32 protein-coding genes are annotated in these 26,229 nt (G+C 60.4%); 20 read left to right on the forward strand and 12 right to left on the reverse strand.

What is annotated here, in order from left to right; genetic code table 11:
- Nucleotides 1–51: 51 nt before the first annotated feature.
- Entirely contained in the window at nt 52–972 is a 921-nt protein-coding gene (locus tag MJ643_RS01550; protein ID WP_013972228.1) for a LysR family transcriptional regulator, read from the reverse strand.
- A gap of 384 nt (nt 973–1,356) precedes the next feature.
- Between MJ643_RS01550 and MJ643_RS01555 the strand changes: the two genes are divergently transcribed.
- The 5 genes from MJ643_RS01555 to arsJ all read left to right on the forward strand — a co-directional run bounded on the left by MJ643_RS01555 (nt 1,357) and on the right by arsJ (nt 5,871).
- Nucleotides 1,357–1,713, forward strand: coding sequence for a metalloregulator ArsR/SmtB family transcription factor (locus MJ643_RS01555; protein ID WP_013972227.1), 357 nt, complete (start codon nt 1,357–1,359; stop codon nt 1,711–1,713).
- Nucleotides 1,714–1,827: 114 nt separating this feature from the next.
- Nucleotides 1,828–2,889: an ACR3 family arsenite efflux transporter gene (gene arsB, locus MJ643_RS01560; RefSeq protein ID WP_013972226.1), complete on the forward strand. Its 1,062-nt coding sequence runs from the start codon at nt 1,828–1,830 to the stop codon at nt 2,887–2,889.
- A gap of 4 nt (nt 2,890–2,893) precedes the next feature.
- Nucleotides 2,894–3,610, forward strand: coding sequence for an arsenical resistance protein ArsH (arsH, locus tag MJ643_RS01565; protein WP_208209232.1), 717 nt, complete (start codon nt 2,894–2,896; stop codon nt 3,608–3,610).
- A gap of 23 nt (nt 3,611–3,633) precedes the next feature.
- A complete protein-coding gene (locus MJ643_RS01570) occupies nt 3,634–4,638 on the forward strand; it encodes an ArsJ-associated glyceraldehyde-3-phosphate dehydrogenase (protein ID WP_013972224.1) in 1,005 nt (334 codons plus the stop codon).
- A gap of 9 nt (nt 4,639–4,647) precedes the next feature.
- A complete protein-coding gene (arsJ, locus tag MJ643_RS01575) occupies nt 4,648–5,871 on the forward strand; it encodes an organoarsenical effux MFS transporter ArsJ (RefSeq protein WP_013972223.1) in 1,224 nt (407 codons plus the stop codon).
- 123 nt (nt 5,872–5,994) lie between these two features.
- Here arsJ and MJ643_RS01580 read toward each other — a convergent pair whose 3' ends face one another.
- Nucleotides 5,995–6,996 carry a zinc-dependent alcohol dehydrogenase family protein gene (locus tag MJ643_RS01580; RefSeq protein WP_024086847.1) on the reverse strand — a complete coding sequence of 334 codons (1,002 nt, stop codon included), beginning with the start codon at nt 6,994–6,996 and terminating at the stop codon, nt 5,995–5,997.
- Nucleotides 6,997–7,102: 106 nt separating this feature from the next.
- Here MJ643_RS01580 and MJ643_RS01585 point away from each other — a divergent pair, with 106 nt between their 5' ends.
- Entirely contained in the window at nt 7,103–8,002 is a 900-nt protein-coding gene (locus MJ643_RS01585) for a LysR family transcriptional regulator (protein WP_024086846.1), read from the forward strand.
- Nucleotides 8,003–8,101: 99 nt separating this feature from the next.
- Here the strand turns inward: MJ643_RS01585 and MJ643_RS01590 are convergent, their stop codons facing one another.
- Nucleotides 8,102–8,953: a LysR family transcriptional regulator gene (locus MJ643_RS01590; RefSeq protein WP_013972220.1), complete on the reverse strand. Its 852-nt coding sequence runs from the start codon at nt 8,951–8,953 to the stop codon at nt 8,102–8,104.
- Between the two features lie 110 nt (nt 8,954–9,063).
- Between MJ643_RS01590 and MJ643_RS01595 the strand changes: the two genes are divergently transcribed.
- Nucleotides 9,064–9,444: a cupin domain-containing protein gene (locus tag MJ643_RS01595; protein ID WP_013972219.1), complete on the forward strand. Its 381-nt coding sequence runs from the start codon at nt 9,064–9,066 to the stop codon at nt 9,442–9,444.
- A 92-nt stretch (nt 9,445–9,536) separates the two neighbouring features.
- Here MJ643_RS01595 and MJ643_RS01600 read toward each other — a convergent pair whose 3' ends face one another.
- A complete protein-coding gene (locus MJ643_RS01600; RefSeq protein ID WP_013972218.1) occupies nt 9,537–10,748 on the reverse strand; it encodes a M24 family metallopeptidase in 1,212 nt (403 codons plus the stop codon).
- Nucleotides 10,749–10,947: 199 nt separating this feature from the next.
- Entirely contained in the window at nt 10,948–11,493 is a 546-nt protein-coding gene (locus tag MJ643_RS01605; protein WP_169775148.1) for a hypothetical protein, read from the reverse strand.
- A 349-nt stretch (nt 11,494–11,842) separates the two neighbouring features.
- Here MJ643_RS01605 and MJ643_RS01610 point away from each other — a divergent pair, with 349 nt between their 5' ends.
- From MJ643_RS01610 to MJ643_RS01620, 3 genes are all read left to right on the forward strand, one after another.
- A complete protein-coding gene (locus tag MJ643_RS01610; protein ID WP_038409380.1) occupies nt 11,843–12,616 on the forward strand; it encodes a creatininase in 774 nt (257 codons plus the stop codon).
- A gap of 83 nt (nt 12,617–12,699) precedes the next feature.
- On the forward strand, nt 12,700–14,085 hold the full coding sequence (gene gabP, locus MJ643_RS01615; RefSeq protein ID WP_013972215.1) for a GABA permease: 1,386 nt from the start codon (nt 12,700–12,702) through the stop codon (nt 14,083–14,085).
- Between the two features lie 223 nt (nt 14,086–14,308).
- Complete coding sequence (locus tag MJ643_RS01620; RefSeq protein ID WP_023660545.1) at nt 14,309–15,325, forward strand: GlxA family transcriptional regulator; 1,017 nt, start codon at nt 14,309–14,311, stop codon at nt 15,323–15,325.
- A 120-nt stretch (nt 15,326–15,445) separates the two neighbouring features.
- Here MJ643_RS01620 and grxC read toward each other — a convergent pair whose 3' ends face one another.
- Both grxC and MJ643_RS01630 read right to left on the reverse strand, forming a co-directional pair.
- Nucleotides 15,446–15,700 (reverse strand): glutaredoxin 3, encoded by a 255-nt coding sequence (gene grxC, locus MJ643_RS01625; protein ID WP_024086844.1) that lies wholly within the window; start codon nt 15,698–15,700, stop codon nt 15,446–15,448.
- 13 nt (nt 15,701–15,713) lie between these two features.
- Nucleotides 15,714–16,232: a peroxidase-related enzyme gene (locus tag MJ643_RS01630; protein ID WP_013972212.1), complete on the reverse strand. Its 519-nt coding sequence runs from the start codon at nt 16,230–16,232 to the stop codon at nt 15,714–15,716.
- 130 nt (nt 16,233–16,362) lie between these two features.
- On the opposite strand from MJ643_RS01630, the gene MJ643_RS01635 reads away from it, so the two are divergent.
- The gene (locus MJ643_RS01635; RefSeq protein WP_013972211.1) at nt 16,363–17,193 is read left to right on the forward strand and encodes a cupin domain-containing protein; all 831 of its coding nucleotides are present in this window, start codon (nt 16,363–16,365) and stop codon (nt 17,191–17,193) included.
- 48 nt (nt 17,194–17,241) lie between these two features.
- Here the strand turns inward: MJ643_RS01635 and MJ643_RS01640 are convergent, their stop codons facing one another.
- Both MJ643_RS01640 and MJ643_RS01645 read right to left on the reverse strand, forming a co-directional pair.
- The gene (locus MJ643_RS01640; protein WP_013972210.1) at nt 17,242–17,727 is read right to left on the reverse strand and encodes a YMGG-like glycine zipper-containing protein; all 486 of its coding nucleotides are present in this window, start codon (nt 17,725–17,727) and stop codon (nt 17,242–17,244) included.
- 200 nt (nt 17,728–17,927) lie between these two features.
- Nucleotides 17,928–18,623 carry a DUF2238 domain-containing protein gene (locus MJ643_RS01645; protein ID WP_038409378.1) on the reverse strand — a complete coding sequence of 232 codons (696 nt, stop codon included), beginning with the start codon at nt 18,621–18,623 and terminating at the stop codon, nt 17,928–17,930.
- A 218-nt stretch (nt 18,624–18,841) separates the two neighbouring features.
- Here MJ643_RS01645 and MJ643_RS01650 point away from each other — a divergent pair, with 218 nt between their 5' ends.
- Nucleotides 18,842–20,041, forward strand: coding sequence for a zinc-dependent alcohol dehydrogenase (locus tag MJ643_RS01650; RefSeq protein ID WP_013972208.1), 1,200 nt, complete (start codon nt 18,842–18,844; stop codon nt 20,039–20,041).
- Nucleotides 20,042–20,339: 298 nt separating this feature from the next.
- Here the strand turns inward: MJ643_RS01650 and MJ643_RS01655 are convergent, their stop codons facing one another.
- A complete protein-coding gene (locus tag MJ643_RS01655) occupies nt 20,340–20,573 on the reverse strand; it encodes a PLDc N-terminal domain-containing protein (RefSeq protein WP_004376302.1) in 234 nt (77 codons plus the stop codon).
- Between the two features lie 186 nt (nt 20,574–20,759).
- Here MJ643_RS01655 and MJ643_RS01660 point away from each other — a divergent pair, with 186 nt between their 5' ends.
- The 8 genes from MJ643_RS01660 (at nt 20,760) to MJ643_RS01695 (ending at nt 24,943) form a co-directional block, all read left to right on the forward strand.
- Nucleotides 20,760–21,263, forward strand: coding sequence for a CinA family protein (locus MJ643_RS01660; RefSeq protein ID WP_013972207.1), 504 nt, complete (start codon nt 20,760–20,762; stop codon nt 21,261–21,263).
- 22 nt (nt 21,264–21,285) lie between these two features.
- The gene (locus MJ643_RS01665) at nt 21,286–21,792 is read left to right on the forward strand and encodes a hypothetical protein (protein WP_013972206.1); all 507 of its coding nucleotides are present in this window, start codon (nt 21,286–21,288) and stop codon (nt 21,790–21,792) included.
- A gap of 9 nt (nt 21,793–21,801) precedes the next feature.
- A complete protein-coding gene (locus MJ643_RS01670; protein ID WP_004376294.1) occupies nt 21,802–22,245 on the forward strand; it encodes a YetF domain-containing protein in 444 nt (147 codons plus the stop codon).
- 148 nt (nt 22,246–22,393) lie between these two features.
- Nucleotides 22,394–22,858, forward strand: a complete 465-nt coding sequence (locus tag MJ643_RS01675; RefSeq protein WP_208209233.1) for a hemerythrin domain-containing protein — start codon at nt 22,394–22,396, stop codon at nt 22,856–22,858.
- A complete protein-coding gene (locus MJ643_RS01680; RefSeq protein ID WP_013972204.1) occupies nt 22,858–23,103 on the forward strand; it encodes a hypothetical protein in 246 nt (81 codons plus the stop codon). Before MJ643_RS01675 ends, MJ643_RS01680 begins: the two co-directional genes overlap by 1 nt.
- Nucleotides 23,104–23,148: 45 nt before the next feature.
- Entirely contained in the window at nt 23,149–23,292 is a 144-nt protein-coding gene (locus MJ643_RS01685; RefSeq protein ID WP_024086842.1) for a hypothetical protein, read from the forward strand.
- 86 nt (nt 23,293–23,378) lie between these two features.
- Nucleotides 23,379–24,488, forward strand: a complete 1,110-nt coding sequence (locus tag MJ643_RS01690) for a mechanosensitive ion channel family protein (protein ID WP_013972203.1) — start codon at nt 23,379–23,381, stop codon at nt 24,486–24,488.
- A gap of 26 nt (nt 24,489–24,514) precedes the next feature.
- The gene (locus MJ643_RS01695; RefSeq protein WP_013972202.1) at nt 24,515–24,943 is read left to right on the forward strand and encodes a hypothetical protein; all 429 of its coding nucleotides are present in this window, start codon (nt 24,515–24,517) and stop codon (nt 24,941–24,943) included.
- Between the two features lie 18 nt (nt 24,944–24,961).
- On the opposite strand, the gene xth is transcribed toward MJ643_RS01695, so the two are convergent.
- Nucleotides 24,962–25,756: an exodeoxyribonuclease III gene (gene xth, locus MJ643_RS01700; RefSeq protein ID WP_013972201.1), complete on the reverse strand. Its 795-nt coding sequence runs from the start codon at nt 25,754–25,756 to the stop codon at nt 24,962–24,964.
- Nucleotides 25,753–25,995 (reverse strand): hypothetical protein, encoded by a 243-nt coding sequence (locus MJ643_RS01705; RefSeq protein WP_003257678.1) that lies wholly within the window; start codon nt 25,993–25,995, stop codon nt 25,753–25,755. The genes xth and MJ643_RS01705 overlap by 4 nt, the downstream gene beginning before the upstream one ends.
- Nucleotides 25,996–26,229 lie beyond the last annotated feature (234 nt).

A 26,229-nucleotide genomic window follows, 5' to 3' on the forward strand; every position in this document is an offset into this window, starting at 1 on the left:
GAGGCATTCAGTTTTTCTAAAGGGTCGGAACAAGCGCACCCGGCGCCTGGGTCAAAGCAGCCGTGCGCCTGGCCATCGGCCCTGCTCCACCAGCTCCCGGGCAACGTCCTGCAGTACGATCCGCGTAGCCAGCGCCGCCGGTGAGAGCTCGTCATCAGTCAGGCTGACAATCACATTGCGACGCTGCGCCAGGGCTTCGTCGACAGCAAACACGCGCAGGCCCGCCTGATGCGCCCGGGCCACTGTCGCACCAGGTTGGATGGTGGCGGCATGGCCCGCACACACGCAATCCATCAACAGCGACAGGCCATCGACTTCCATGACGATGCTGGCCTCCAGCCCTGCCCGCTCGAAAATCGAGCGCAACGTCGTGCGCAATCCATGCTGGTTGCTGGGCATCACCAACGGCAACGTCGCGATCTGTTGCAACGTGAGCGACTCGCCCCAGCCGTCCTTGACCAGCGGTGCGGGAACCAGCACGAACAGCCGCTCCGTCAGCAGCCCCCGCACCTCCAGGCGCGGCCCCGTCTCTGCCTGGAACAGCACCGCCAGGTCAAGGTGCCTGGCATTGAGTTGGTTCATCAGATAACCAGACAGCATCTCCACCAGGTGCAGCCGGATGTCGGGATAGCGTTCGCGCATCCTGTCGATCAACGCCAAGCCAAGGATCGATGCAGTGGTCGGTGCCAGCCCCACACTGGCATAGCCGCTCATGCGGCCACTTTGAGCTGCCAGCACAGCATGTTCCGCCTGACGAAGCGCAAGACGCGCATGGTATTCGAAGGCCAGCCCGGCCGCGGTCGGCGCTACGCCGGTGCTCGAACGCGTCAAAAGCCGGGTACTCACCTCGCTCTCCAGCTTCGACAACTGCTGGCTCAAAGCCGAGGCGCCAACCCCTAGCTCGACCGCAGCCCTGCCAAGGCTGCCGTACTCCAGAACACTCAGGAAATAGCGAAGCTGACGTAACTCCATACAACTCTCTTTCAACGATGAGGGCGGGCCTGGAGCATGTTAAACGTATTTGCACAGCCTGGATCGACAGAACGCCACTGTGCCTCATCAAGTTGACAAGGACCTTGTGGGAGCGGCCTTGTGTCGCGAAAGGGCTGCATAGCAGCCCCAGCAATTTCAACTGTTGCACATCAAACCTGGGGCCGCTTTGCGGCCCTTTCGCGACACAAGGCCGCTCCCACAGGGATCGCGCCAGCTTTGGGAATTGAGCAAGGCCGTTGCTTTCACATGGTGCGCAGAACAGATCCGGCGGCCTTGCAATACATTCGAAAATCCGTATATTCGAAAAAACATATACATTGAATACCCCGCCATAGGCACCAGCTGCCCGCCCCGAGAACGCCCATGACTGACTCGCTGACCCCGACCCAGGTCTTCAAATGCCTCGCCGACGAGAACCGCATTCGGATGATGCTGCTGATCGCTCGCGAGGAAGAGCTGTGCGTCTGTGAACTGATCTGTGCCCTGGAAGAAAGCCAACCCAAGGTTTCCCGCCACCTCGCACAATTGCGCACCTGCGGCCTGCTTGAAGACCGCAGGCAGGGCCAATGGGTTTACTACCGCCTGCATCCAGAGCTTCCCGCCTGGGTACGCGATGTTCTGGTAACCACACTGGAAGCCAATCGCGAATGGTTGAGCACCAGCGCCAAACGACTGGACACCATGGGTGACCGCCCTCAGCGCGTCGCTGCCTGCTGCTGACCACTGCCGAGAAAAAAGGCATTTCTCGCATTGCCTTTCGAACAACTGGATGCCGCCGGGCTCAAGGCCGAGCTGGCGATCATCGGAACGCACTGACGTTCAGGGAGATACACCATGAGCAAAAGCCGGCTTTCCTTCCTCGACCGCTACCTGACGGTCTGGATCTTCCTGGCCATGGGCCTGGGGATCGCTCTCGGCAGCCTGTTCCAGGGGTTGCCAGCGTGGCTGAACGGGCTGTCGGTGGGCTCGACGAACATCCCCATCGCAATCGGCCTGATCGTCATGATGTACCCGCCATTGGCGAAGGTGAAATACGAGGAGTTGCCACAGGTCTTCAAGGACAAGCGCATCCTCGCCCTGTCGCTGATCCAGAACTGGGTGATCGGCCCGGTGCTGATGTTCGGGCTGGCAGTAGTGTTCCTTTCCGACAAGCCCGAGTACATGACCGGCCTGATACTCATCGGCCTGGCGCGTTGCATCGCCATGGTGCTGGTATGGAACCAGATCGCCGGCGGCAATAACCAGTACGTGGCCGGACTGGTCGCCTTCAACAGCATTTTCCAGATCCTGTTCTTCAGCGTGTACGCCTGGATCTTCCTGGGCCTGCTACCGCCACTGTTCGGCCTGGAAGGTAGCGTCATCGAGACCAGCTTCCTCGATATAGCCCAATCGGTGTTGATCTACCTGGGCATCCCGTTCCTGGCCGGTTTCCTGACCCGCAAGACCCTGATCAGCCGGAAAGGTGCCACGTGGTACCAGGAGCACTTCATTCCGAAAATCAGCCCGCTGACGCTCGTGGCGTTGCTGCTGACCATCGTTGCCATGTTCAGCCTGAAAGGCGACATGGTGCTGCAACTGCCGCTGGACGTGCTGCGCATCGCCATCCCGCTGACCATCTATTTCGTGGTGATGTTCTTCTTCAGCTTCTGGATGGGCAAGCTGCTGGAGGCCGACTACCCCCGCACCACTGCGCTGGCCTTCACCGCGGCAAGCAACAATTTCGAACTGGCCATTGCTGTGGCCATCGCCACCTTCGGCCTCGCCTCGCCGGTCGCGTTTGCCACCGTCATCGGGCCCTTGGTGGAAGTGCCGGTACTGATCTCGCTGGTTGGCGTGGCCTGGTGGCTCAAGCGTCGCTGGTTCGATCAGCCATCTGGCGCCTTGTCTCAGGAGTGAAACCATGACCGAACACCACATTCCCAACATCGACAACGACTTGGTCGATGTGCCGACAGCCGAGAAACTGGCGATCGCGCAGCAGTCCACCCACAAGCCTCGCATCCTGCTGCTGTACGGATCGACCCGCGAACGCTCGTTCAGCCGCCTGCTGACGGAAGAAGCGGCGCGCCTGCTGGAGCACTTCGGTGCCGAGACGCGCATCTTCAATCCGACCGGGCTGCCACTGGCGGATGACGTGCCCGATGACCACCCCATGGTCAAGGAACTGCGCGATCTGGTGTTGTGGTCCGAAGGCATGGTCTGGTGCTCGCCGGAACGCCACGGTGCAATGACCGGCGTGTTCAAGTCGCAGATCGACTGGATCCCCCTGAGCATGGGCGCCGTACGGCCGACCCAGGGCAAGACCCTTGCGGTCATGCAGGTATGTGGCGGTTCGCAGTCGTTCAACGTGGTCAACCAGTTGCGCGTGCTTGGCCGCTGGATGCGCATGTTCACCATCCCTAACCAGTCGTCCGTGCCCAAGGCCTACCTGGAGTTCGACGAAACGGGCCGCATGAAACCGTCCCCGTACTACGACCGTGTCGTCGATGTCATGGAGGAGCTGGTGAAGTTCACCCTGCTGTTACGCGACCGCGCCGACTTCCTCGTCGACCGCTACTCCGAGCGCAAGGAGTCGGCCGAGGAATTATCCAGGCGTGTCAATCAACGATCCATCTGAAGTCACAACTCGAGAACAAGACCATGGCAATCAAAGTAGGCATCAATGGGTTTGGCCGTATCGGTCGCCTGGCGCTACGCGCGTCCTGGGGCTGGCCGGAATTCGAATTCGTCCAGATCAATGACCCGGCTGGCGACGCCGAAACCCACGCCCACCTGATCAATTTCGATTCGGTCCACGGCCGCTGGGATCGTGAAGCCGGGGCAGATGGCGACTCGGTGGTGATCGAGGGCAAGCGCATCAAGGTCACTGCGAACAAGACGATCGCCGACACCGACTGGTCGGGCTGTGACCTGGTCATCGAAGCCAGCGGCAAGATGAAGTCGGTGGCCGTGCTCCAGGCCTACCTGGACCAGGGCGTCAAACGCGTGGTGGTCTGCGCGCCAGTGAAGGAGAAAGGCGCGCTGAACGTGGTGATGGGCGTCAACCAGCACCTGTTCGACCCGACGCAGCACCGTATCGTCACCGCCGCTTCCTGCACCACCAACTGCCTGGCCCCGGTGATCAAGGTGATTCACGAGAACCTGGGCATCCGCCACGGCTCGATCACCACCATCCACGACCTGACCAATACCCAGAGCATCCTCGATACACCGCACAAGGACCTGCGTCGCGCCCGCGCCTCGGGCATGAGCCTGATCCCGACCACCACGGGCTCGGCTACCGCAATCGCCGAGATCTTTCCTGAACTGCGCGGCAAACTGAATGGGCACGCCGTACGTGTACCGCTGGCCAACGCCTCGCTGACCGACTGCGTGTTCGAAGTGGCACGCGAGACCACGGCCGAAGAGGTAAATGCGTTGTTGAAGGCGGCTGCCGAAGGCCCGTTGAAGGGTATTCTGGGCTACGAACAGCGACCGCTGGTGTCCATCGACTACCGCACCGACCCGCGGTCCTCCATCATCGATGCGCTATCGACCCTGGTGGTCAATGGTACCCAGGTGAAGATCTACGCCTGGTACGACAACGAGTGGGGCTACGCCAACCGCGCAGCGGAACTGGCCCGAATGGTCGGCACGGCGGAGTAACCGGCAATCATGAAGGCGTTGTCAGCCCTGCCTGCACACGTGCGTCAGTACCTGCTGGTTACCGGCAACTACTGGGCCTTCACCCTCACCGACGGTGCGTTGCGCATGTTGGTGGTACTGCATTTCCATACGCTGGGCTACACGCCGCTGCAGATCGCGGCGCTGTTCCTGTTCTATGAAGTGTTCGGCGTGATCACCAACCTGGTGGGCGGCTACCTCGGCGCCCGCCTGGGGCTCAACCGCACCATGAACATCGGCCTGGGCATGCAGGTGCTGGCCTTGCTGATGCTCACGGTACCAGCAGCCTGGCTGACAGTGCCCTGGGTGATGGCGGCACAGGCGCTGTCCGGCATCGCAAAGGACCTGAACAAGATGAGTGCCAAGAGCTCCATCAAGCTCCTGGTGCCGGATAGCCAGCAAGGCACCCTCTACAAGTGGGTAGCCATCCTCACGGGCTCGAAAAATGCACTCAAGGGAGTGGGCTTCTTCCTCGGCGGAGCACTGCTCGCACTGCTCGGGTTTACCTTGGCGGTGCTGGCCATGGCGACGGTACTGGCATTGATCTGGGTCGGCAGCCTGATCCTGCTGAAGAAGGACCTCGGCAAGGCCAAGGCCAAGCCGAAGTTCCGCGACATGCTGTCCAAGAGCCGGGCCATCAACATTCTTTCGGCCGCACGGCTGTTTCTCTTTGGCGCCCGTGACGTCTGGTTCGTCGTGGCATTGCCGGTGTACCTGACCACGGCTTTTGGCTGGGACTTCTGGCTGGTCGGCGGCTTCCTGGCTGCATGGATAATCGGCTACGGCATCGTCCAGTCGCTTGCCCCCCACATCACTGGCAAGAAACGCGGCCAGGTGCCCGACGGTCGCGCGGCTTTCATCTGGGCGATCGCCCTTGCCGGGCTGCCGGCGCTCATCGCCGTGGGCCTGTCGGCGGGCTGGTCGGCCCAGGTGATGGTGCTTGGCGGGCTGATGCTGTTCGGCGTGCTGTTCGCCGTTAATTCGTCACTGCATAGCTACCTGATCGTCAGCTATGCCAAGGAAGACGGGGTATCGCTGGATGTGGGCTTCTACTACATGTCCAACGCGCTAGGGCGGCTGGTCGGTACGCTGCTTTCCGGCTGGGTATTCCAGGCTTACGGGTTGGAGGCCTGCCTGTGGATCTCCACAGTATTTGTTCTGCTGGCAGCACTGATATCGAGTGCATTGCCAAGGCATGCCAGCGATTGCAATTGACCCACTCAGCGTGTGCCATAGAATCGCGTCCCCCGAAACCTGCTCTCCAGCACGACAAAGTCAGGGGGCCGCTCGGTAAAGCGGCCCCATCGGCGGATGCCTTGGCGTTCAACGTTCTCGGTTCTATTCGCTCAACAACTGGATGATTGTCTTGCCCTTGGCGCGGCCTTCTGCGACCTGGCGGAAGGCGTCGTTTACCTCGTCCAGTGCGAACCGTTGCCGATCCACCCGGATCGTCAGTTGCCCCGCATCTGCCAGCTCGGCCGCCTCGCGCAGGATTGCGCCATGGTGTTCGCGGCCCTGGCCCGTGAGCAACGGGGCCAGGGTGAACACCCCCGAATAAGTGGCGCTTCTGAACGAGAGCGGCGCAAGACTGTGCTCGCCCCAACCAAGGCAGCTCACCACGTGACCGGTATAGGGCTTCACCGCCTTGAATGACGCATCCAGCGTGCTACCGCCCACAGTGTCATAAACAATGTCGAAACCTGCCCCTGCGGTATGTTGCTCGACGTAGGACTCTACGCTCTGCGCCTGGTAGTCGATCGCCGTAGCACCCAGTGAACGTATGAAATCGAGGCTGCTGGCCGAACCGGTGGCACAGACTTTGGCCCCGCGAGCTTTCGCCAGCTGGATGGCCATCTGGCCTACCCCACCTGCACCACCGTGAACAAGCACGGTGTGGCCAGCCCGGACATTGGCTCGATCAACCAGACCTTCCCAGGCGGTGATGAACACCAAAGGCAAGGCTGCTGCCTCATGCATGCCCAGAGTGTGCGGTTTTGCTGCGATAAGCCGGGCATCCACGGCAATGTATTCGGCCATGGTGCCCTGGGCCCCGCCGATTCCGCCGGCCATGCCGAAAACCTCCTGGCCGAGCGTGAAGCCCTCTACCGCCTCGCCCAGTTCGACGACCGTACCGGCCAGATCCAGACCAAGCACCGCTGGCAGCGCCTGACGGGCGTGCGCCCCTGCACCAGAGGCAATCTTGGTATCGAGCGGGTTTACTCCAGCGGCGTGAACGCTGACAAGGACCTGGCCTCTAGCGGGAACCGGGCGAGGAATGCGGCGAACGACCAGTGGGGCTTGGGCGGACTCGGCGATGGCGGCAAGCATGGTCTGACTCATGACGGATACCTCTGTTCAGTGGATGCATACAGGTTGCGCCCCCTCACCCATTCCGATAAGAAGCTGAATTTGCATATTACTCATTCCCAGTAGAGGCCAGGTGGCAATGGATCTGTTCGACAGCATGCGCATCTTCGTACGCGTCGTGGAGCGTGGGTCTTTCTCGGCAGTGGCCCGGGAGCTGAACATGGGGCAGCCGGCAATCAGCAAGCAGGTCCGTGCGCTGGAGCAATACCTGGGCGGGCCAGTATTCGCCCGCAGCACCCGCCACCTGGCGCTGACCGACCAAGGGCAACGTTTCTACCGCCACTGCCAGGAAATTCTCGGTCAACTCGAAAGTGCCACACGCAGCTTTGCCAGTGGCCAGGAGCAGATAGCGGGGCCCCTGCGCGTCGCCGCACCGGTCAGCTACGGACGCTTGTGCATAGCGCCTCTGATCGGGACTTTTCTGCAGCGCTATCCCGATGTGCGGCTTGACCTCCGGCTGAACGATCACAACGAAGACCTGCTCATGGAGGACATAGATGTGGCGATCCGGATAGGCGTAGTGAAAAACGAGGGCCTGGTGGCGGTACCGCTCGGCAACACCCTGCGGCAGGTATACGCCTCGCCTGCCTATCTGGAACGCCACGGCCTGCCACTGGAGCCTGGCGAACTGGCAAACCACAACTGCATCGGCTTCACGTTGCTGGAGCAATACGATCGCTGGCGCTTCACACGGGGGTCGGACGCGTTCGATATCGCCATCACAGGCAACGTCACCAGCAACAGCAGCGAGGCCATTCGGGAAATGGTGCTGTGCGGTTTGGGCATCTCCCTCTCCCCACAATGGCTTTTCAAAGCAGACGTTGAACGCGGCAGCGTGCTAAGCGTGCTTGACGATTACAAAGCCACGGCACTGCCCGTCAGCGCGGTGTTCAGCCGCGAGCGGCGACATTCGGCACGGGCGATGGCCTTCATCGACTTTCTGCGCGAGCACCTGCACGGTCTTGCGCAAGAGCCGTAGGCCTGCGTCAGTCGGGTGCACAGGCGTGGAGCAACGTCAACAAACAATCTGGCACTGCTCATTTGGACCGGCTTCGCAGTGATGAGAAACGCAGCCGTCTCAGCGCTTGAAATGTTCCCGGATAATGTCCGCGAGGCCAGAAACGGAACGACTGGCATCCTCGACCGTCTGCAACCGCACGGCGAACGCGGGCAGTGTCGGTAACCCACATTCAGGTGCAGCCAGGCTGATATCTTCAGGAACGAGACTTTGCAGCCATGGCGTAACCGCCAGCCCGTTGCGAACCATGGTCAACGTGGTATCGACCGACGCATTTTCAAATACCACCTTTGCCACGATACCTGCTTCGCCAAGACACCGGAAAACGGTGTCGCGAAAGGCGCAATTCGCCGTCAGGAAGCACAGAGCCAATGGGCGCCGTGCCGATGCAGTCTCGTTGCCCAGCCACACCAGCTGATCAACAGCCAGGCGTTCGCCCAACTCGACATCAACCGGGCCTTGGCTGAGCACCAGATCGAGTTCGCCCGTGGCGAACACCTGGTCGAGGTCCACGGACGAAGCACTGAAGATCTTTACCTCGGCCTTGGGGAAGGCATCACCGAACGCCTTCAGCACGGGAGCAAGCGGCGCGCCGGCCATATCGAACGGGAGCCCGAGACGCACCGGGGCGTCTGATTCCCTGGCCCCGACACTGGCGCAAAATGCATCATGCATCCGCAGCAGGCGACGAGCGTCGGGCAACAACGACCTCCCCTGCCAGGTCAGGCTACTGCCTTGAGTGTCACGCATCAGCAATGGGCAGCCGAGGAATGCCTCCAGCCGCTTGATTCGCTGGCTGACAGCCCCTTGTGTCAGGTGCAGCCCTACCGATGCAACACTCATGCTTCCGGTATCCGCCACTTCGACAAAGGCCCTGAGCAGCGCCAGATCAAGGGTGTGGTTCTTGTTCATGCCAGGCCATTAGCAGTGTTAATACCGGTATTGTAATTCGTCGCTACGCAAAAGCCACGCGCCGCTCTAGATTGCAAGCCTCAGACTGAGTTGCAGAAGGAAGTACGCGCATGATCAACACGGTGGACAGCATCAACCTGCAACATGAACTGGATACGCTGACCGGATACTGGAAGCCCAAGGTCATCGGCCGCGTCAACAACCAATTCATCAAGATTGCGAAATTGAAAGGCGCGTTCGTCTGGCATGCCCATGAACATGAAGACGAAATGTTTACGGTGGTCTCTGGCACGCTTCGCATCGAGCTCGAAAGCCGCACCATTGTCCTGAACGCAGGAGAATTCTGCGTGATTCCAAAGCAAATGCGACACCGGCCGATTGCCGAGGAAGAATGTGCGGTCATGCTGATCGAAACGGATACCACCCTCCACACCGGCGCAGAGACTTCATCACTCACGGTTTCGATAGAGGAGCAGTTATATCCGGCGTAATTCAGTCAACCGCGGTTCACGCCTTCAGGCGCACCGCGCAAATCGCCGGTGCAGGGAGAAAGCCGCACAGGGTGACTGTGCGGCGGGTTCAATCACTTTTTGATGATGTTGTGTTCCGGACCGTACGGGAACTTGGTGATGTTTTCACTGCCGTGCTCATTGACGATCAGGATGTCGTGTTCACGGTAACCGCCAGCTCCCGGCAGGCCTTCGGGCAGCATGATCATCGGCTCGATCGACACCACCATACCCGGCTCGAGTACGGTGTCGATGTCCTCACGCAACTCCAGGCCTGCCTCGCGACCATAGTAATGGCTAAGCGTACCGAACGAGTGGCCGTAACCGAACGTACGGTATTGCAGCAGATCGTGCTCCAGGAAGATCTCGTTCAGCTGCAGCGCGATGTCGCTGCAACGCATGCCGGGCTTGACCAGTTCAAGGCCAGCCTCATGCACCTTGACGTTGACCTCCCACAGGCGCAGGTGCTCATCGGAACAGTGGTCCAGGAAAAGCGTACGCTCCAGTGCGGTGTAATAACCCGCGATCATTGGGAAGCAGTTGAGGCTGAGGATGTCGCCCTTGTTGACCTTGCGCGAGGTCACCGGGTTGTGGGCGCCGTCGGTATTGATGCCCGACTGGAACCAGGTCCAGGTATCCATCAGCTCGGAGTCCGGGTAGGTGCGGGCGATCTCACGCACCATCGCCTGGGTAGCGTGCAATGCCACTTCGTACTCAGGTACCTGGTCACGCAGGGCCTCCACCACTGCAGCGCCACCGATGTCGGCTACCCGGGCGCCCTGGCGGATGATCGCGTGTTCTTCAGCCGACTTGATCATGCGCATGCGCATGCATGGCGCGGCGATGTCCACCAGCTCGGCCTGCGGGTAACGGCTGGCCAGTTTGTCCCGGTTCATCAGGTTCAGGTGGTCGAACTCGATGCCGATGCGCCCGGCCTTGGGCAGTGCCTGCTGAATCGCGACAAAATAGTTATCACGCTGCCAGTCGGTGTAGATGATGTTGTCGGTACCGACCGTACGGCGCCATGGCTGGCCACCATCGATGTTGGCACTGATCGACACGACGGCTTCCTGAGTGACAACCAGTGCATAGGGGCGGCCAAACGAGCAGTACAGGAAGTCGCTGTAGTAGTTGATATTGTGGTAGGAGGTAAAGACCGCAGCATCGATATTGTTTTGTGCCAGGTAAGTGCGCAACTTGGACTGACGGTTGGCATATTCCTGTTGCGAGAACGTCGGTTTGACTTTTTCGCCGTTCTTGATCTGAATGGTTTTTGGCATTTGCATGTTTTTTATTCCTTGTAGTTAACAGCGGAGAAACTTGTTTATCGGTGCCACTGGTGACCATTCGACCAGATAAGCCGAATGCTTTTTTGCGCGAATCCGACCCGTAAATGACCAGATCCGTCGCCGTGCAAACGAGGCCAAACACCGCAAAGGCGACGCAGAATCCGAGGCACCAGCGCAATCAACCGATAGTGAGGATTCAGTGGGGTCGGTGCGCGAACAAGCGCTCGAGAAGCTGCCGCGAAACGCCGATCAGCGTTGCCAGTTCGCTGACTCCAAGCAGGTGGGATGTAGACGGCGGGAACAAAGCCAGGGTCTTCTTGACCTGTTCCGAAACACTGGCCGGTGCATGCACACATTTGATCTGGCCGACAGGCAGGTCTGCGTGATCGTCAACGGTGGGCAACCACCACGTCATCTGTTTTGCCGCACAGCGCACCTTCGGCCCCGATACACGGTGGCGCAGATGCGGGGTGCCTGTGCGTGAACGCATTTCATCACCCGGGCAGACAATGAGTATATCCAGCGGTTTTGCCTGGCTCAGTTCCACGGTGGCCGTGGAAATGCCGTTGCTGGCCTTCAACGGCCGGCCGCCAAGGCTGATGATCTGCCACTGGCACACTTCGCACCGGGCAATTTCATTGGCGATGCGCAACGGCTCCAATGCGGCGGCCAACGCATAGAAATCAAACCCTTCACTCAACAGGAAACCAATGCGCACTGTGCTTGCCAATGGCTGGCCCACTTCGGTCAATTGCTGCATGTACTACCTCCAACTTTACCCACGCAGCGTCTACTGCGAACAGTAATATTGTCCCGGTAGTTGCCTGGCCAGATATGTCAGATTTCGACCCCTAATTGCCAGGCAGAATGGGCAAGCAAATCAGTTCGTCCGACATGAACGTTTTCGCCGCCCCTGAACTCGTGAATCAACTCATGCCGTGACCTACGGGATAGAGCCACGGCAGCTTTTGTCAATTCCAGGTCGGAAACTGACAATTCCAGCCGATGGCGATCTGATCAAATTGGGACATCTGCTACTGCTGCAAACCGGACGAGCTTTTGCAATTACAAGAACATAGAGAGACCACCCGATGAACGATAGCGTTGTAATTGGCGAACTCACCTGGCCCGAGTACGCCCGGCGTGTTGCATCCGGCAGCCCGATATTCTTGCCTGTAGGCGCCCTGGAGCAACACGGCCACCACATGTGCATGGAAGTGGATGTACTGCTACCGACCGCGCTGTGCAAGGCCGTAGCGCGCAATGTCGACGGCCTGGTGCTCCCCGCATTGGCCTACGGCTACAAGTCGCAGCAAAAATCGGGCGGCGGAAACCACTTTCCCGGCACCACCAGCCTGGATGGCGCAACACTGACACATACCATCCAGGACATCATCAGGGAGCTGGCCCGGCACGGCGCGCGTCAGCTGGTGATGATGAACGGGCACTACGAGAACTCCATGTTCATCGTGGAAGGCATCGACCTGGCGCTGCGCGAACTCCGTTATGCCGGCATCACCGATTTCAAGGTCGTGGTCCTGTCCTACTGGGACTTCGTCAACGCGCCTGAGGTCATCCAGGAACTCTACCCTGACGGATTCCTCGGCTGGGACATTGAACACGGTGGCGTCTTCGAGACTTCGTTGATGCTGGCCCTGCACCCCGAGAAAGTCGACCTGACCCGTGCCGTCGATCATCCGCCAGCCACCTTCCCCCCCTACGATGTGTTCCCGATCATTGCCGAGCGCACGCCGGCGTGTGGAACCTTGTCATCGCCAAAAGGCGCCAGCCGCGAGAAAGGCGAACTGATTCTGCGTGTCTGCACCGAAGGCATCAGCAACACTGTCCGCGAGGCATTCAGTTAAGCGCCGCAACACCGCATTGATCTACCAGAGCACGATTCGCATTAGCTGTTAACCCGCCATCTATAACAACAAGGGTAATGATAATGTCCAGCCATTCAACTCTGGCCCCCGGCCTCAAGCAGCGCCACGTCACCATGCTCTCGATAGCCGGCGCTATCGGTGCCGGCCTTTTCATCGGATCGGGGCATGCAATTGCAGCGGCCGGCCCAGCGGCCATCCTGGCCTACATCATGTCCGGCACACTGGTTGTGCTGGTCATGCGCATGCTCGGTGAAATGGCAGTTGCTTCCCCTGATACCGGTTCGTTTTCCACCTATGCCGAACGCGCAATGGGTCGTTCGGCCGGTTTTACCATTGGATGGTTGTACTGGTGGTTCTGGGTGCTGGTCATTCCCATCGAGGCAATTGCCGCAGCGGCAATCCTGCATGCCTGGTTCCCCGCGATCGAAACCTGGGAATTCGCACTGGCCGTTACTGCCCTGCTCACCTTGACCAACTTGTTCAGCGTTGCGCGCTACGGGGAGTTCGAGTTCTGGTTCGCCATGCTCAAGGTCATCGCCGTACTGGCCTTCATCGCCCTGGGTGCGCTGGCCCTGACCGGCGTGGTGCCAAACCTCAGCGTCAGTGGCGTGGCCAAGCTGAGCAACGACTTCGGCGGTTTCATGCCCAACGGCATGGCAGCGGTGATTGGCGCCATGCTGACCACGGTGTTCAGTTTCATGGGCACCGAAATCGTCACCATCGCCGCCGCAGAATCCAAGGACCCCTCCAGACAGATCACCCGCGCTACCAACTCGGTCGTGTGGCGCATGGGCATCTTCTACATCGTCTCGGTGTTCCTGATCGTCTCGATCGTGCCCTGGAACGACCCCATGCTGGTGCAGGTCGGCTCCTATCAGAGGGCCCTTGAGCTGATGAACATCCCTCACGCCAAGATGATCGTGGATGTCGTCGTGCTGATTGCCGTGGCCAGCTGCCTCAACTCGGCAATCTACACCGCATCGCGCATGGTCTACTCGCTGAGCAGACGTGGCGACGGCCCTGCCGTTCTCCAGCGCACCTCATCGGCCGGTGTGCCATTCGTCGCGGTCATGGCCAGCACCGCTGTAGGCTTCCTCACCACCGCGTTGAACTACTTTGCGCCGGACGAGGTGTTCTCCTTCCTGCTGGCGAGTTCCGGTGCCGTGGCACTGCTGGTCTACCTGGCCATCGCGGTATCGCAACTGATCCTGCGCAAGCAGATGGCTCGTCGAGGTGAGGTCATGGCCTTCAAGATGTGGTTGTTCCCCTGGCTGAGCTACTTGGTCGTCGCCTCCATCATCGGGATTCTGGCAATGATGCTGATCATGCCCGGCCACCGCATGGAAGTAATGACAACCGGCGCGCTGGCAATTGCCATCGTGTGCATGAGTTCGATCTTCTCGCCCAGGAAGCGCCCACTACCCCGTGTCGCAACCAAATCGGCCTGAGGCTGGCTCAGCCGCTTCGCCCTGCGAAGGCTATGCGTTCGCAGGGTGTCGCCTTTTTGCGTCAAACCGAAAACAGAGGGCGAATATCGGCCAGTGCGCACCCTGTAGCCTGATTGCTGCGTGTAGTATGCCGCCGCAGGCTTGGAGCCCTTTTACACAAAAAATTGCCTGTATCGGGAGACAGGCGCTGAACACGTCATCTTGCATTGTAGGAGTCGTATTGATGGCTACGCCGAGATCCTCCCCGCTGGCCACGGGTTACCCTGTCGATGCCCCCACACCCAAGATCGTCGGGTTTCTGGTGATCCCCAATTTCACCACCATCGGGTTCGCTTCTGCGGTGGAGACCTTGCGCATGGCTAACCTTGCTGCGCGCAGGGCCATGTTCCAGACACTCATCATCGCCGCCGACATGGAGCCGGTGAGCGCCAGCAACGGCATGCGCATCCTGCCTGAATACACCATCAAGGATGCGCCCAAGCTGGACATGCTGTTTGTGGTAGGGCCAAACCCCATCGTCTCCGACCACAATACCCGCGCCATCGTGAACTGGCTGCGCAAGCTGGCCCATGACCAAGTGGCATTGGGTGGCATTTGCACGGGTAGCCATTTGTTGGCGCGTGCCAATCTGCTCACGGGTTACCGTTGCACCATCCACTGGGAAGATATCGAAGCGCTGAAAGAGCGCTTTCCCGGGATCATCATTTCCAGCCAGTTGTTTGAACTTGACCGTGACCGGTACACCAGCTCGGGTGGGGTGGCATCAATGGACATGTGCCTGCAACTGATCGCACGCGAACCCGGCGGGCGAGAGATTGCCGAACATGCGGCCGAATTGCTGTTGTGCGACCGCGTTCGCAGTTCGCAGGAACGCCAGCGCGTGCCCCTGCGACAGCGGCTAGGGACGTCCCAACCCAAGCTCAGCCAGGTAGTCAGCATCATGGAGGCCAATCTCGAAGACCCTGTGACCCTGGAGGAACTGGCGCAGTTGAACGACATCTCAGTTCGGCAGTTGGAGCGCCTGTTCCACAAGCATCTGCAAAGTACCCCTAGCCAGTACTACCTTGAATTACGCCTGTCGCGCGCCCGACAACTGTTACTGCACAGCGAATCGCAAGTACGGGATATCGCCCTTGCCTGTGGTTTCGTTTCGCCGGCGCATTTCTCCAAATGCTACAGCCGTTTCTTCGGCGTCTCTCCCATGGGTGAACGCAAGCAGGTTGCCGCGGCTCAGTGCTGATCATCGACGAATGCAACAAAGCGTCGGTGAAACAGGGATCGCAAGTGACCGCTTTGAACCGTTAGCTGCCCTTGCCAAGGGCGGCTAACGGCCAAAGGCAAATATCGCTGAATCAGCCCTTCAGGCACTGAGCAATACTTCGAGCTCGCCCTTTTGATCGAGGCGTTTCAGATCATCAAAACCTCCCACATGGACACTCCCCACAAAGACCTGCGGCACGGTCCTGCGCCTGGATCGCAGCAGCATCTCGGCCAGATGGTTCGGCGAAGCCTCGATATCGATTTCCACGGCACTGACCCCCTTGTGCGCCAGCAGTCGCTTGGCGCTCACGCAGTAAGGGCAGTGTTGGGTGGTATAGATTGTCACTTGGCTCATGTCGGTTGCCCTCCTAGTGTGCCAACGGCGGGAAGTCGATATCGGTGGTGGCGATGTTGTTCAGGTAGTTGGTCAGGGTCAACAGCGTGACCTGTGCCACCACCTCCACGATCTTGCCATCGCTGAGACCAGCCTCGCGTGCTGCGGCGACCTGATCGTCATTCAATTGGCCGCGGCTTTCGGTGATCTGATGCGCCAGCGCGGCGACCGCGCTGAGCGTGCCACTACGCGCCTGGCTAATGGCCTCATCGCTCAAGCCGGCTTTGGCACCAAAAAAGCTGTGTGCGGCCAGGCAATAGTCGCAACCATTGATTTCCGAGGTGGCAAGCGCAACCACTTCACGCTCCGCGGCGCTCAGTGAGCTCTTGCCCAGAGCCTGGGCGAGGCCCAGGTACCCATTGAGAGCGGCTGGGGAGTGAGCCAGGGTCTTGAAGGCGTTGGGTATGAAACCAAGGCCTTTCTGAATGCCTTCAAGGGCAGTGCGCGAGCCAGCAGGGGCCTGGTCCAGCGAGAGAGCAGCGATACGAGTCATGGTAGTTTCTCCAGTAGGGTGATTAACCAGCTTGTCGATCAAGCCTGGAGTCAATACTAGGGAAGACGACTATCCTTTCGGCTTCAGATCGTCGAATCTATGCAACCGATCGTCCAAACCTGAGCGCCCCATGGACCGACTATCGACACTGCTCAAGCACTTCAACCTGCATGCGTCTACCTTCCACCACGGTGGTTTTTGTGGAACGACCCGCTTTCATGGGCAGCAAAGTTCCGGCCACGCGCACCTGCTTCGTTCGGGTCGCCTGACCTTCAGTGACAAACGTGGTCAGCTCATGGAGCTGGCGGAGCCAAGCCTGATACTTGCGGTACGTCCGCAGGAGCATCAGTTGCTGGCGATCGAAGCAGACGAAGCGGAGTTGGTGTGCGCCACCTTGCAGTTCGATGGTGGCGCCAACAATCCGCTGACCCAGGCCTTGCCGGACTTCATCATCAAGCCGTTGCGCGAATTGCAGGGCCTCGATGGCACCCTCGAATGGCTGTTCGAAGAAGCCTTCGGCGACGAGTGTGGACGGGATGTCATTCTCAATCGGCTGTTCGAGTTGATGGTGATTCAGCTACTTCGCCATCTGATCGCCAGCCGCAGCATTGCTTCGGGGATGATGGCCGGGCTGGCCAATGCACAGCTGTCCCGTGCGCTCGTGGGTATCCATAACGAGCCACAGCACAATTGGACCGTGGCAGAGTTGGCTGACCGCTCAGGCATGTCGCGCGCGAGCTTTGCTGCGCACTTTCGCGAGACCGTGGGCATCACCCCTGCCGATTACCTGGCGAACTGGCGAATCAGCCTTGCCCAGAAACGGCTGCGCGAAGGCCGCCCCATCGCCCTGATTGCCGATGAGGTCGGCTACGAAAGCCCGTCTGCGTTGGCCCGCACCTTTCGCCGCAAGGTGGGTGCAAGCCCGAGGGAGTGGCTACAGCAGAGCACGCATGATGCCTAGCCGAGTGACAGCTGCAGCCAACCCGGCGATGGGCCAGTAACGCGGGGATCAGTCGTCGTAGCGGTGATTGTTGCGCCAGCCATAATGATGGCCACGGTCGTGGCGGTGACGGCGCCAGCCCCGGTCGTCGTCATCGTCGTCATAATCCCGGTAGCGATGCCCGCTCTCGTCATCGTATTCCCGGCCCATGTGGTTGCCCAAGGCACCACCCACACCGCCACCGGCTGCTGCGCCAATCATGCTGCCAGTGGTGCCGCCCATCTTGCGACCCACCACGTTGCCGCCAGCTGCACCCAGTGCGCCGCCAATGGCCGCCTCGCCACGGCTGTGCTTGTCGGCACCCACCGCACCACCGGCCGCGCCACCCAGGCCGGCGCCGATTGCCGAGCCGGTGCTGCCGCCGATCGACTGGCCGACTACCGAGCCCAATACTCCACCCAATGCGCCACCTATACCTGCTCCGGTATTGCCGCCTGCCGACGCAACGCCGCTCAGCAGGCCAAGTGACAACAAGAGAATCGAGGAGTACTTCATTTGTGAAAGCCTCAGAGGGATACGGAGGCGATCCTGAGGCTCTGGACAGGGCCTTACAATGGAAATCCGACGAGTGACACGACTTGGAAAAATTCTCCAAGTTATTGTTTTCCCGATGGAAACTTAAGGGATTTTCAACGGTCACAGGCTGATTGCGAAAAGCCTTTCCAGTGGTAAAAAAGCGTTTTTATTTCTACCCGTCACCCGTGCTCCCCCTCCAAACTCACTACCCTTCTGCCCCAGACCCTGCTTGCCCCAAACCGCTGGATCAACAAGGTGACAAGTGCACCAAGCAAAGCCAGGGCCATGTCCTTTTGTGCATCCCAAGGGTCTTGCTGGGTCGCGAGAAAGGCTTGTGCCTGGTCATCACCCAGGTATTGGCCACCTATCCACTCCAGCAGCTCGTACAGCGCCGATGTGGCAAGGACGAAGGAAACGGTACACAACGCCAACCAACCACCTCGCAACCGGGCCTGGCGCTGGAGCAGCTCCCTGATCGGCAGGACGAACAAAAGGCCGTAACTCAGATGCACCAGACGATCGAACTGGTTGCGCTGCCAGCCCATCCAGGCATTCAGAGAGTGGTCGGTAAGCGCACGCAGCCAAGCGTCATAGGGGACTTTGGCATAGGTAAAATGCGCTCCTAGCTCGTGAATCGCCAGCATCACCACGATTGCCAGGTAAGCATGCCGAGAAAAGCGCCAATAACGGCTGGTCGCAGCCAAGGTGAGCAGAAGCGCCAGCGGCAAAACGTTTTCGACCCACCAATCCGCACGATCAAGCGGCGCAACCCCCGAGGCAAGCATCAGCAACATGGCAGATGTCAGCAAGCCCGCGGCTTGGCGTGGCGTGGCCGAAGGGGCAAAGCTTGTTTGCAATGCTGGATTCCTGTTCATGGTTTTACGCTCGGCTTGAGCACGGTTGAGCCTCGCAGGGCAGCTAAAGTTTCCTCCGGGCGCCGGCTTCACCTGTTGCCATGTCACCTCAACGACAGTTCTTCATGATGTTGGTGGGGCCAGTAGCACTGAAAATTACCGATGGATGATTCCACCTGAACTTTACCTCCCTCCTTGGCTTCCCCTGCATAGACCACCCGGCCCCAGGAGATGAACCAATGAGAGCACTGACATACCACGGAACCCAGGACGTCAGGGTCGACAATGTCCCCGACCCACTTATCCAGGACGAGGACGATATAATCCTCCGGGTCACCGCTACCGCCATCTGCGGCTCCGACCTGCACCTCTACCATGGCAAGATTCCACAGACCGAGCCGGGAGATATCTTCGGCCACGAGTTCATGGGTATCGTCGAGGATACCGGCCGCGGGGTAACCAACCTGCAGGTCGGTGACCGCGTGGTGATTCCCTTCGTGATCGCCTGCGGCAGCTGTTTCTTCTGCCAACTCGACCAGTTCGCCGCTTGCGAAACGACCAACACCGGCCGGGGTGCAATCATCAACAAGAAAGGCATCCCGCCAGGGGCCGCGCTATTCGGATATAGCCATCTGTATGGCGGCGTGCCCGGTGGCCAGGCGGATTTCGTGCGGGTGCCCAAGGCCAACGTCGGCCCATTCAAGGTGCCTACCGCCCTGCCGGACGACAAGGTGCTGTTCCTCTCGGATATCCTGCCCACAGCCTGGCAGGCCGTCACCAATGCGCAGGTCGGCTCAGGCTCGACAGTTGCGATTTATGGCGCCGGGCCGGTCGGCCTGCTGAGCGCAGCCTGCGCGCGCATGCTGGGCGCCCAGACGATCTTCATGGTCGACGACAATGACTACCGCCTGGCGTTCGCCCGCGATGCCTACGGCGTGGTGCCGATCAACTTCGAGCAGGATGACGACCCGGCCGACACCATCATCCGCCTGACCCCCGGCATGCGCGGCGTGGACGCCGTCATCGATGCGGTCGGTTTCGAGGCCAAGGGCAGTACCACCGAAACGGTACTGACCACTCTGAAGATCGAGAGCAGCAGCGGCAAGGCGCTGCGCCAGAGTATCGCCGCGGTGCGCCGGGGCGGCGTGGTCAGCGTGCCTGGGGTCTATGCGGGTTTTATCCACGCCTTCATGTTTGGTGATGCCTTCGACAAGGGCCTGACGTTCAAGATGGGCCAGACCCACGTGCAGAAGTTCCTTCCTGAACTGCTCGAACATATCGAGGCCGGGCGTCTGGAGCCGGAACTCATCGTCACCCACCGTCTGGCCCTGGAAGAAGCGGCTTTGGGTTACAAGTTGTTCGACCAGAAACAGGACGACTGTCGCAAGGTCATCCTCGTGCCGGGCGCTGCTGCCGGTACATTGGGACCTGACCATTAGCAGGGACCCTGTGGGAGCGGCTTTAGCCGCGAAACACCGGCGCAGCCGGTGCCATGCACCGCGTTGGATTCTTCGCGGCTAAAGCCGCTCCCACAGGCTATGCGGACCGCTTGCGAATTCAGTTCTTCACACCGACCTGCTCAACGCTTGCGTTGCGTTTCATCACGAGCTGTTTTCTGCGCAGTGGAATCATGGGACGTGCCAGTTGACCCATCAGGACGCTGCGCATCATTGTCCCGTTCCTCTTCACCTCGGGTTCCGCTACGAGGTGTCTCCGATCCTTTCTTCATCTACCCTCCTACCCCTTGCTATGTTCAGGCGACGACGGCCCGGTACCGCGTTTGATTCCACGCGGCCCAAGCACGCCCCAGATGGCCAGGCCGACGATGGGCAACGCCAACAGCAACAGTGCCCACATCGCCTTCGTCACGTCGCTCTTGTCACTGCGGAAAACACTGACGATGGCCCACAGATCGAGCAACACGATGATCGCTGCAACAGCGATCCAGAAATATGTCACAGGCTCGGTCATGATCGCTTCTCCTCTGTTAGTCCGGCCGCAGCGCGAGGCCCGCACCGCCGCCCTCCTACCTAGAGGAAGCCGGCAAACGGAACAAAGTTCAGGAAGCTTTCCCCACCATTGATGGGTGGCACACAAGCAATGAACCAATCCCGCAGGAAACACGTCCACCAAAAAACAACGCACGAGTGACCGGCCATGACGACCGACCCCGTACTCGAGGCCCTTGATTACCTCAAGGCCCACAAGCTGGTACTGACCACCGCAGAATCCTGCACGGCCGGTGCCATGGTTGCGCTGTTGGCAGCAGTGCCGGGGACAGGAGAGGTTCTGGAAAGCGGCTACGTGGTGTACTCGCCAAGCGCCAAGAAACGCCTGCTCGGCGTCAGCCCACAGACTATCGAACGCTACGGCCTGACCAGCGAGGCGGTAGCCTGGGAGATGGCCCTCGGCGCATTGAAAGACAGCGACGCCACCGTCGCCATCGCCAGCACGGGTGTCGCCGGGCCACAGCCGCAGGATGGCATCGCCCCGGGCACTGTGTGCTTTGCCTGGGCCTTTGCCGGCGAGCCTTTGGCGGTATTCACACGCAGCCAGCGCTTTTTTGGCGAGCGCGCGGATGTAATCCGCCAAGGCGCGCTCTACGGCTTGTCGCACCTGGCCCATTACCACCAACGCTGGCTGCGCGGTGAGCGCGCCTGAGGGCTACGTGAGGGCTAGGTGCATGGACGAAGACGAGCTGGCTTCAAGGCACCATCCCGTCGAGGAAGACATGCGGATGCAGCAGCGGGTCTGGCGTTTCGAACGTGTGGGATGGTACGCGCTGGTGCTGGTCATGCTGCTGGGCCTGGCCGGGCTGTTCGGCAACGGTCCGCTCAGTGACGCCCAGGTCATGAGCGACGACGGCCGGGTGCATGTGGAGTATCAGCGCCTCAGCCGCAGCGGCACCACCGACAACCTGCGCATCACGGTTCGCGGCAATGCCGGGGAGCCTGTGATGTTGCTGCTCGGGGGGACCTTGCTACGCGAAGCCAGCATCGAAACGCTGCAGCCAGAGCCGCAAGTATCGCTTTCCCATGGCAGGTCGCTCCTGCTCCAGCTTGGCACCAGCAAAGAGGGTATCGCCACCCTCTACCTGACCCTGCGCAGCGAACATGTCGGCACTCTCGAAGGTATTGTCAGCGCCGGCCCAGGCAGCGCAGTGCGTTTCTCCACCTTTCTCTACCCGTAGGAGCGCGACATGGACTCCATTCTTCGTGCGACCGGCATGTACATCGCGCTGATGCTGCTGTTTCGCGTGGCTGGCAGGCGCTCGCTGGCAGACCTCACCACCTTCGACTTCGTCCTGCTGCTGATCATCGGCGAAGCAACCCAGCAGGCATTGCTCGGCGAGGACTTCTCGTTCACCAACGCCATGCTGGTGATCGCCACGCTGATCGTCCTGGATGTCGGCCTGTCGCTGGCCAAGCTCAACTCCAAGCGCCTGGCCCGGCTGGTCGACGGCCACGCGACACTCGTCGTGGATCACGGGCGCTTTCTCCACCACCGAATGCGGCGGGCGCGGCTGACCGAAGACGACATTCTCGAGTCCGCCCGGGACAGCCAGGGAATCGAAAGCGTCGGGCAGATCAAGTTCGCCATCGTCGAGCGCAACGGCAAGATCTCGATCATTCCGCAGGAGTGACCCTGCCTGGCCGGCGCAACCCGCGCGGATTCCGGTGAGAGCCGCCTTTCGCGACAGCAGTACGCTGATCATCCGCTTTGAACCTTGGCGCGCGGCCCCTACTCCATCGAAGGCAATCGTGATTTTTTCAGCCCCGAAGAGGTGTCGCATGAACGCTATCGATTTGTTGATCCAGGACCATGAGCTGGTGAAGAAGCTGCTGGAGGAACTCTCCTCCACCACTGAGCGCGCGGTGAAAAAGCGCGCCGAGTTGCTCGAACGCATCAAGCAGGAGGTGAGCATTCATACCGCCCTGGAAGAAGAAATCCTGTATCCGGCCATCAAGCAGGCCGGCGGCAAGGAAGAAGCGAAGATGTACTACGAAGCCAAGGAGGAACACCGCACCGTGGACTCCCTGGTGCTGCCGGACCTGCTGCAAACCGAGACCGGCACCGTCGAGTTCGCCGGGCGGGTCAAAGTGATGAAGGAACTGCTGGAACACCATATCGAGGAAGAAGAAAGCGAGCTGTTTCCGACCGCCCGCAAGTTGCTGGGCAAGCAGCAACTGGATGAGCTCGGCCAGGCCATGGTAGCGCAGAAAAAACTGCTCAAGGGCGAACAGCGTGCTGCGTGATGGAAGCCTGGATCGACTTTCTTGAATGGCCTGCCATGGCCCTGACGGTACTTGCCGCCTGGTGCATCGGCTCACGGCGCCCAGGCCGGCGCAAGCTGGGTTTCTGCTGCTTCATTGCCAGCAACGTGCTGTGGGCCGCCTGGGGGTGGCAGGCGCAAGCCTGGGCGCTGATCATCCTGCAGGGTTGCCTGTGCGCCATGAACCTGCGGGGCTGGAAGAAAAACACTGCCGCGGAGTCGGGCTGAACGCCCGGACACATGCCTGAAAGCCCAACGGCGAGGAGCCAGACCATGATCGACCCCAACCAACCCGACCCGTACGTGGACGAAGTACCCCACAACCCGGGCGAACCTGTGCCTGAACAGGAACAGGAGAAGGAAGCACCCGACTGGCCCGAAGGCCAGGTGCCGCCAGAGGAGCAGTCCGACGGCTGAGGCTCACCTGGCGAGCGGCATTGCCTGCTTCGCCGGCAATGCCGCTCCACCAGTCACCCAATCCTATGGAAGGAGGCAAGTGTCTCATGAGTGATCGCATCATCGCCTTGTTCACCGATACCACACTGTTCGGAGTTTCCGTTCTCAATTTGTTGCTGGCACTGACGGTAGCGCTGTTGACATTCCTCGTGGCGCGGGCGGCCATCAGTTTCATGCTGCATCGGGTCAGGCGCTGGTCCGAGCATGACGGCGCGCTAAGCCAGGTGCTGGCCAAGGTGCTCGCCGGGACCAGCAATTTTCTGCTGTTCCTTGCCTCGCTGCTGGTGGGCCTGAGCATGCTCGACCTGCCCGAGCGCTGGCTGACCCGGGTCGGTAGCCTGTGGTTCGTGGTCGCGGCATTGCAGATCGGGCTGTGGGCCAACCGCGCCATCGGCCTGGGCCTGAGTCGCTACTTCGCCCGGCATCGCACCGACGGCTTGAACCAGGGCAGCGCGCTGGCCACGCTGTCGGCATGGGGTGCGCGGGTACTGTTGTGGTCAGTGGTGCTGCTGGCGATGCTGTCCAACCTGGGCGTGAACATCACCGCCTTCGTCGCCAGCCTTGGGGTAGGCGGTATCGCTGTTGCACTGGCCGTGCAGAACATCCTCGGCGACCTGTTCGCCTCGTTGTCCATCGCCGTCGACAAGCCGTTCGAGGTGGGCGACTTCATCGTCATCGGCCCGCTGGCCGGCACGGTGGAGCACGTAGGGCTGAAGACCACACGCATCCGCAGCCTGGGCGGCGAGCAGATCGTCATGGCCAATGCCAGCATGATCAGCAGCACCATCCAGAACTACAAGCGCCTGCAGGAACGACGGATCGTGTTCGAGTTCGGCCTGTCGTACGACACGCCAACCGAGGCCGTGAAAAAGGCACCCGCCATCGTCGAGGAAGCGATCAAGGCACAACAGCAGGTGCGCTTCGACCGTGCCCACCTGCGCGGCTTCGGCAAGGAGGCGCTGGAATTCGAGTGCGTGTATATCGTCAAGGACCCGGGCTACAACCTGTACATGGACATCCAGCAAGCCATCAATTTCCACCTGCTCGAGCGCTTCTCGAAGGTAGGTGCAAAATTCGCCGTACCGGTACGCGCGATCAAGGTCACGGCCTTGCCAGAGGAATCGAAGCGCGGGCCTCAAAGTATTCACGTGGGGTAACCCGTCCCCGTGCATGTCTGCGCTCCATGCATTCCGTCGATTTCACGGCACGCCCGTGGGTGATGCAGGCCGAACAGAAGGTGACCAACCCGCAACGGAGTATCGCCATGAAGATCATGAAGCCTCATTCGTTACTGCTCGCGCTGTGCCTGGGGCTCAGCGCACCTGTGGTGCTGGCAGCCACCGACCTGAACGATCAGCGTGCTCCTGGCACGCAGCCGCATGACAGCGGGCACATGAACAACCAAGGCGGAGCGACCGGCTCCGGCACGCCTGCGGATGCCATGGGGACAGGTTCCGGCGGAACCGATGGCAATGACACTGACAATACCGGTGGCGATGGCACCACCGACCGATCCGGTAGTGACCGCAGTGGATCGGAACGCGGCACCGGGACGGGTAGCGGGACCGGAGGCTCTGGTGGTTCGGGCTCCAGCGGTGGTTCCGGTAGTTGAAGGTTCGCTCGAACTGCCCTATGGCCGGCGACGCGTGCCCAGCTCGATCCAGACGGGCGCATGGTCGCTGGCCTTGGGTTCGTTACGCACCCAGGCATCGACACCAGCCCGCTTCAGGTAAGGCGCGAGCTCGGGGTTGAGCAGCAGGTGGTCGATACGCAACCCGGCGTTGCGTGCCCAGTGGTTGCGGAAATAATCCCAGAAGGTGTAAATGCGCTCGTCCGGATACAGATGGCGAATGGCGTCGAGCCAGCCTTGCTGGAGCAGTTTCTGGTAGCACGCGCGTGATTCGGGCTGCAGCAGCGCGTCCTTCATCCAGGAGCGCGTGTTGTAGATATCCATGTCGGTAGGCACCACATTGAAATCACCCGCCAGCACCGCGGGATGGCCACTGTCATGCAGCCCTTTCACATGGGCGATCAGGCTTTCGAACCAGCGGAGCTTGTAATCGAATTTCGGCCCCGGTTGCGGGTTGCCGTTCGGCAGATACAGGCAAGCCACCAGCACTCCCTGTACCGCTGCCTCGAGGTAGCGGCTCTGGTTGTCGTCCTCCATGCCAGGCAGGCCACGACGTACTTCCAGCGGTTCGCTGCCCCGTGCCAGAATGGCCACGCCATTCCACGAAGGCTGCCCTTGGTAGAGGCAACCATAACCCGCCGTTTCTAGCGCCTGGCGAGGAAACTGCTGATCCGCCGCCTTGAGTTCCTGCAGGCAGGCGATGTCGGGCTTTTCCCGCTCCAGCCAAGCCAGCAGTGCCGGCAGCCGGCTACGAATGCCGTTGATGTTGAACGTGGCAATCTTCAGCGCTTTCATGCGTCGGGGTCGCTGACATGGGCCTGCACGGCATCTTCCAGGGCGCGCACATGGGCGTCATCGGCCAATGCTTTGAGTGCCAGCCAGTCGTCCCAGTCGATGGCACCATCGTCACGCAGCGCCTCGGCCGTGCGTAGCAGTTCATGGTGGTAGGCATCCGGCGACTCACGGCGGTAACTGATGTCGTCGTATTGGGCGTACCAGGCTTCGAGCTCAGGGATGCTGCGTTCAATGCTCATAAGGGAGCCCTCACGGTGTCCTTTGCATTAAGAACCTCAACCATGCAGCGACGTTCAAATCCAACGCTGATCGCTACGTTCAATGATCAAGCGGATCGATATCCTGGATCACTGAGCATCGTTTTTCATTGAATCACCGCGCCGTCACCATTAGCTCCACAAGCAACATCTGGAGCGGGTACATGGCCTCCCCCATTTTCAACTCAATGAGACAAGGCGCTGATGTAGCGGACC

It is taken from the genome of Pseudomonas sp. PNPG3, from assembly GCF_023093815.1.
In the GTDB taxonomy this organism is placed as follows: domain Bacteria; phylum Pseudomonadota; class Gammaproteobacteria; order Pseudomonadales; family Pseudomonadaceae; genus Aquipseudomonas; species Aquipseudomonas asiatica.

Excerpts from the sequence above, each read along its gene's own strand:
- MJ643_RS01550 (WP_013972228.1), bottom strand. The coding sequence starts at position 972 with ATGGAGTTACGTCAGCTTCGCTATTTCCTGAGTGTTCTGGAGTACGGC.
- MJ643_RS01555 (WP_013972227.1), top strand. The coding sequence starts at position 1,357 with ATGACTGACTCGCTGACCCCGACCCAGGTCTTCAAATGCCTCGCCGAC.
- MJ643_RS01695 (WP_013972202.1), top strand. The coding sequence starts at position 24,515 with ATGCATTCCGTCGATTTCACGGCACGCCCGTGGGTGATGCAGGCCGAA.
- MJ643_RS01600 (WP_013972218.1), bottom strand. The coding sequence starts at position 10,748 with ATGCAAATGCCAAAAACCATTCAGATCAAGAACGGCGAAAAAGTCAAA.
- MJ643_RS01620 (WP_023660545.1), top strand. The coding sequence starts at position 14,309 with ATGGCTACGCCGAGATCCTCCCCGCTGGCCACGGGTTACCCTGTCGAT.
- MJ643_RS01580 (WP_024086847.1), bottom strand. The coding sequence starts at position 6,996 with ATGAGTCAGACCATGCTTGCCGCCATCGCCGAGTCCGCCCAAGCCCCA.
- grxC (WP_024086844.1), bottom strand. The coding sequence starts at position 15,700 with ATGAGCCAAGTGACAATCTATACCACCCAACACTGCCCTTACTGCGTG.
- arsH (WP_208209232.1), top strand. The coding sequence starts at position 2,894 with ATGACCGAACACCACATTCCCAACATCGACAACGACTTGGTCGATGTG.
- xth (WP_013972201.1), bottom strand. The coding sequence starts at position 25,756 with ATGAAAGCGCTGAAGATTGCCACGTTCAACATCAACGGCATTCGTAGC.
- MJ643_RS01705 (WP_003257678.1), bottom strand. The coding sequence starts at position 25,995 with ATGAGCATTGAACGCAGCATCCCTGAGCTCGAAGCCTGGTACGCCCAA.
- MJ643_RS01635 (WP_013972211.1), top strand. The coding sequence starts at position 16,363 with ATGGACCGACTATCGACACTGCTCAAGCACTTCAACCTGCATGCGTCT.
- MJ643_RS01590 (WP_013972220.1), bottom strand. The coding sequence starts at position 8,953 with ATGAACAAGAACCACACCCTTGATCTGGCGCTGCTCAGGGCCTTTGTC.
- MJ643_RS01655 (WP_004376302.1), bottom strand. The coding sequence starts at position 20,573 with ATGACCGAGCCTGTGACATATTTCTGGATCGCTGTTGCAGCGATCATC.
- gabP (WP_013972215.1), top strand. The coding sequence starts at position 12,700 with ATGTCCAGCCATTCAACTCTGGCCCCCGGCCTCAAGCAGCGCCACGTC.
- MJ643_RS01650 (WP_013972208.1), top strand. The coding sequence starts at position 18,842 with ATGAGAGCACTGACATACCACGGAACCCAGGACGTCAGGGTCGACAAT.
- MJ643_RS01660 (WP_013972207.1), top strand. The coding sequence starts at position 20,760 with ATGACGACCGACCCCGTACTCGAGGCCCTTGATTACCTCAAGGCCCAC.
- arsJ (WP_013972223.1), top strand. The coding sequence starts at position 4,648 with ATGAAGGCGTTGTCAGCCCTGCCTGCACACGTGCGTCAGTACCTGCTG.
- MJ643_RS01670 (WP_004376294.1), top strand. The coding sequence starts at position 21,802 with ATGGACTCCATTCTTCGTGCGACCGGCATGTACATCGCGCTGATGCTG.
- MJ643_RS01665 (WP_013972206.1), top strand. The coding sequence starts at position 21,286 with ATGGACGAAGACGAGCTGGCTTCAAGGCACCATCCCGTCGAGGAAGAC.
- MJ643_RS01610 (WP_038409380.1), top strand. The coding sequence starts at position 11,843 with ATGAACGATAGCGTTGTAATTGGCGAACTCACCTGGCCCGAGTACGCC.
- MJ643_RS01630 (WP_013972212.1), bottom strand. The coding sequence starts at position 16,232 with ATGACTCGTATCGCTGCTCTCTCGCTGGACCAGGCCCCTGCTGGCTCG.
- MJ643_RS01680 (WP_013972204.1), top strand. The coding sequence starts at position 22,858 with ATGGAAGCCTGGATCGACTTTCTTGAATGGCCTGCCATGGCCCTGACG.
- MJ643_RS01570 (WP_013972224.1), top strand. The coding sequence starts at position 3,634 with ATGGCAATCAAAGTAGGCATCAATGGGTTTGGCCGTATCGGTCGCCTG.
- arsB (WP_013972226.1), top strand. The coding sequence starts at position 1,828 with ATGAGCAAAAGCCGGCTTTCCTTCCTCGACCGCTACCTGACGGTCTGG.
- MJ643_RS01675 (WP_208209233.1), top strand. The coding sequence starts at position 22,394 with ATGAACGCTATCGATTTGTTGATCCAGGACCATGAGCTGGTGAAGAAG.
- MJ643_RS01640 (WP_013972210.1), bottom strand. The coding sequence starts at position 17,727 with ATGAAGTACTCCTCGATTCTCTTGTTGTCACTTGGCCTGCTGAGCGGC.
- MJ643_RS01685 (WP_024086842.1), top strand. The coding sequence starts at position 23,149 with ATGATCGACCCCAACCAACCCGACCCGTACGTGGACGAAGTACCCCAC.
- MJ643_RS01690 (WP_013972203.1), top strand. The coding sequence starts at position 23,379 with ATGAGTGATCGCATCATCGCCTTGTTCACCGATACCACACTGTTCGGA.
- MJ643_RS01645 (WP_038409378.1), bottom strand. The coding sequence starts at position 18,623 with ATGAACAGGAATCCAGCATTGCAAACAAGCTTTGCCCCTTCGGCCACG.
- MJ643_RS01595 (WP_013972219.1), top strand. The coding sequence starts at position 9,064 with ATGATCAACACGGTGGACAGCATCAACCTGCAACATGAACTGGATACG.
- MJ643_RS01585 (WP_024086846.1), top strand. The coding sequence starts at position 7,103 with ATGGATCTGTTCGACAGCATGCGCATCTTCGTACGCGTCGTGGAGCGT.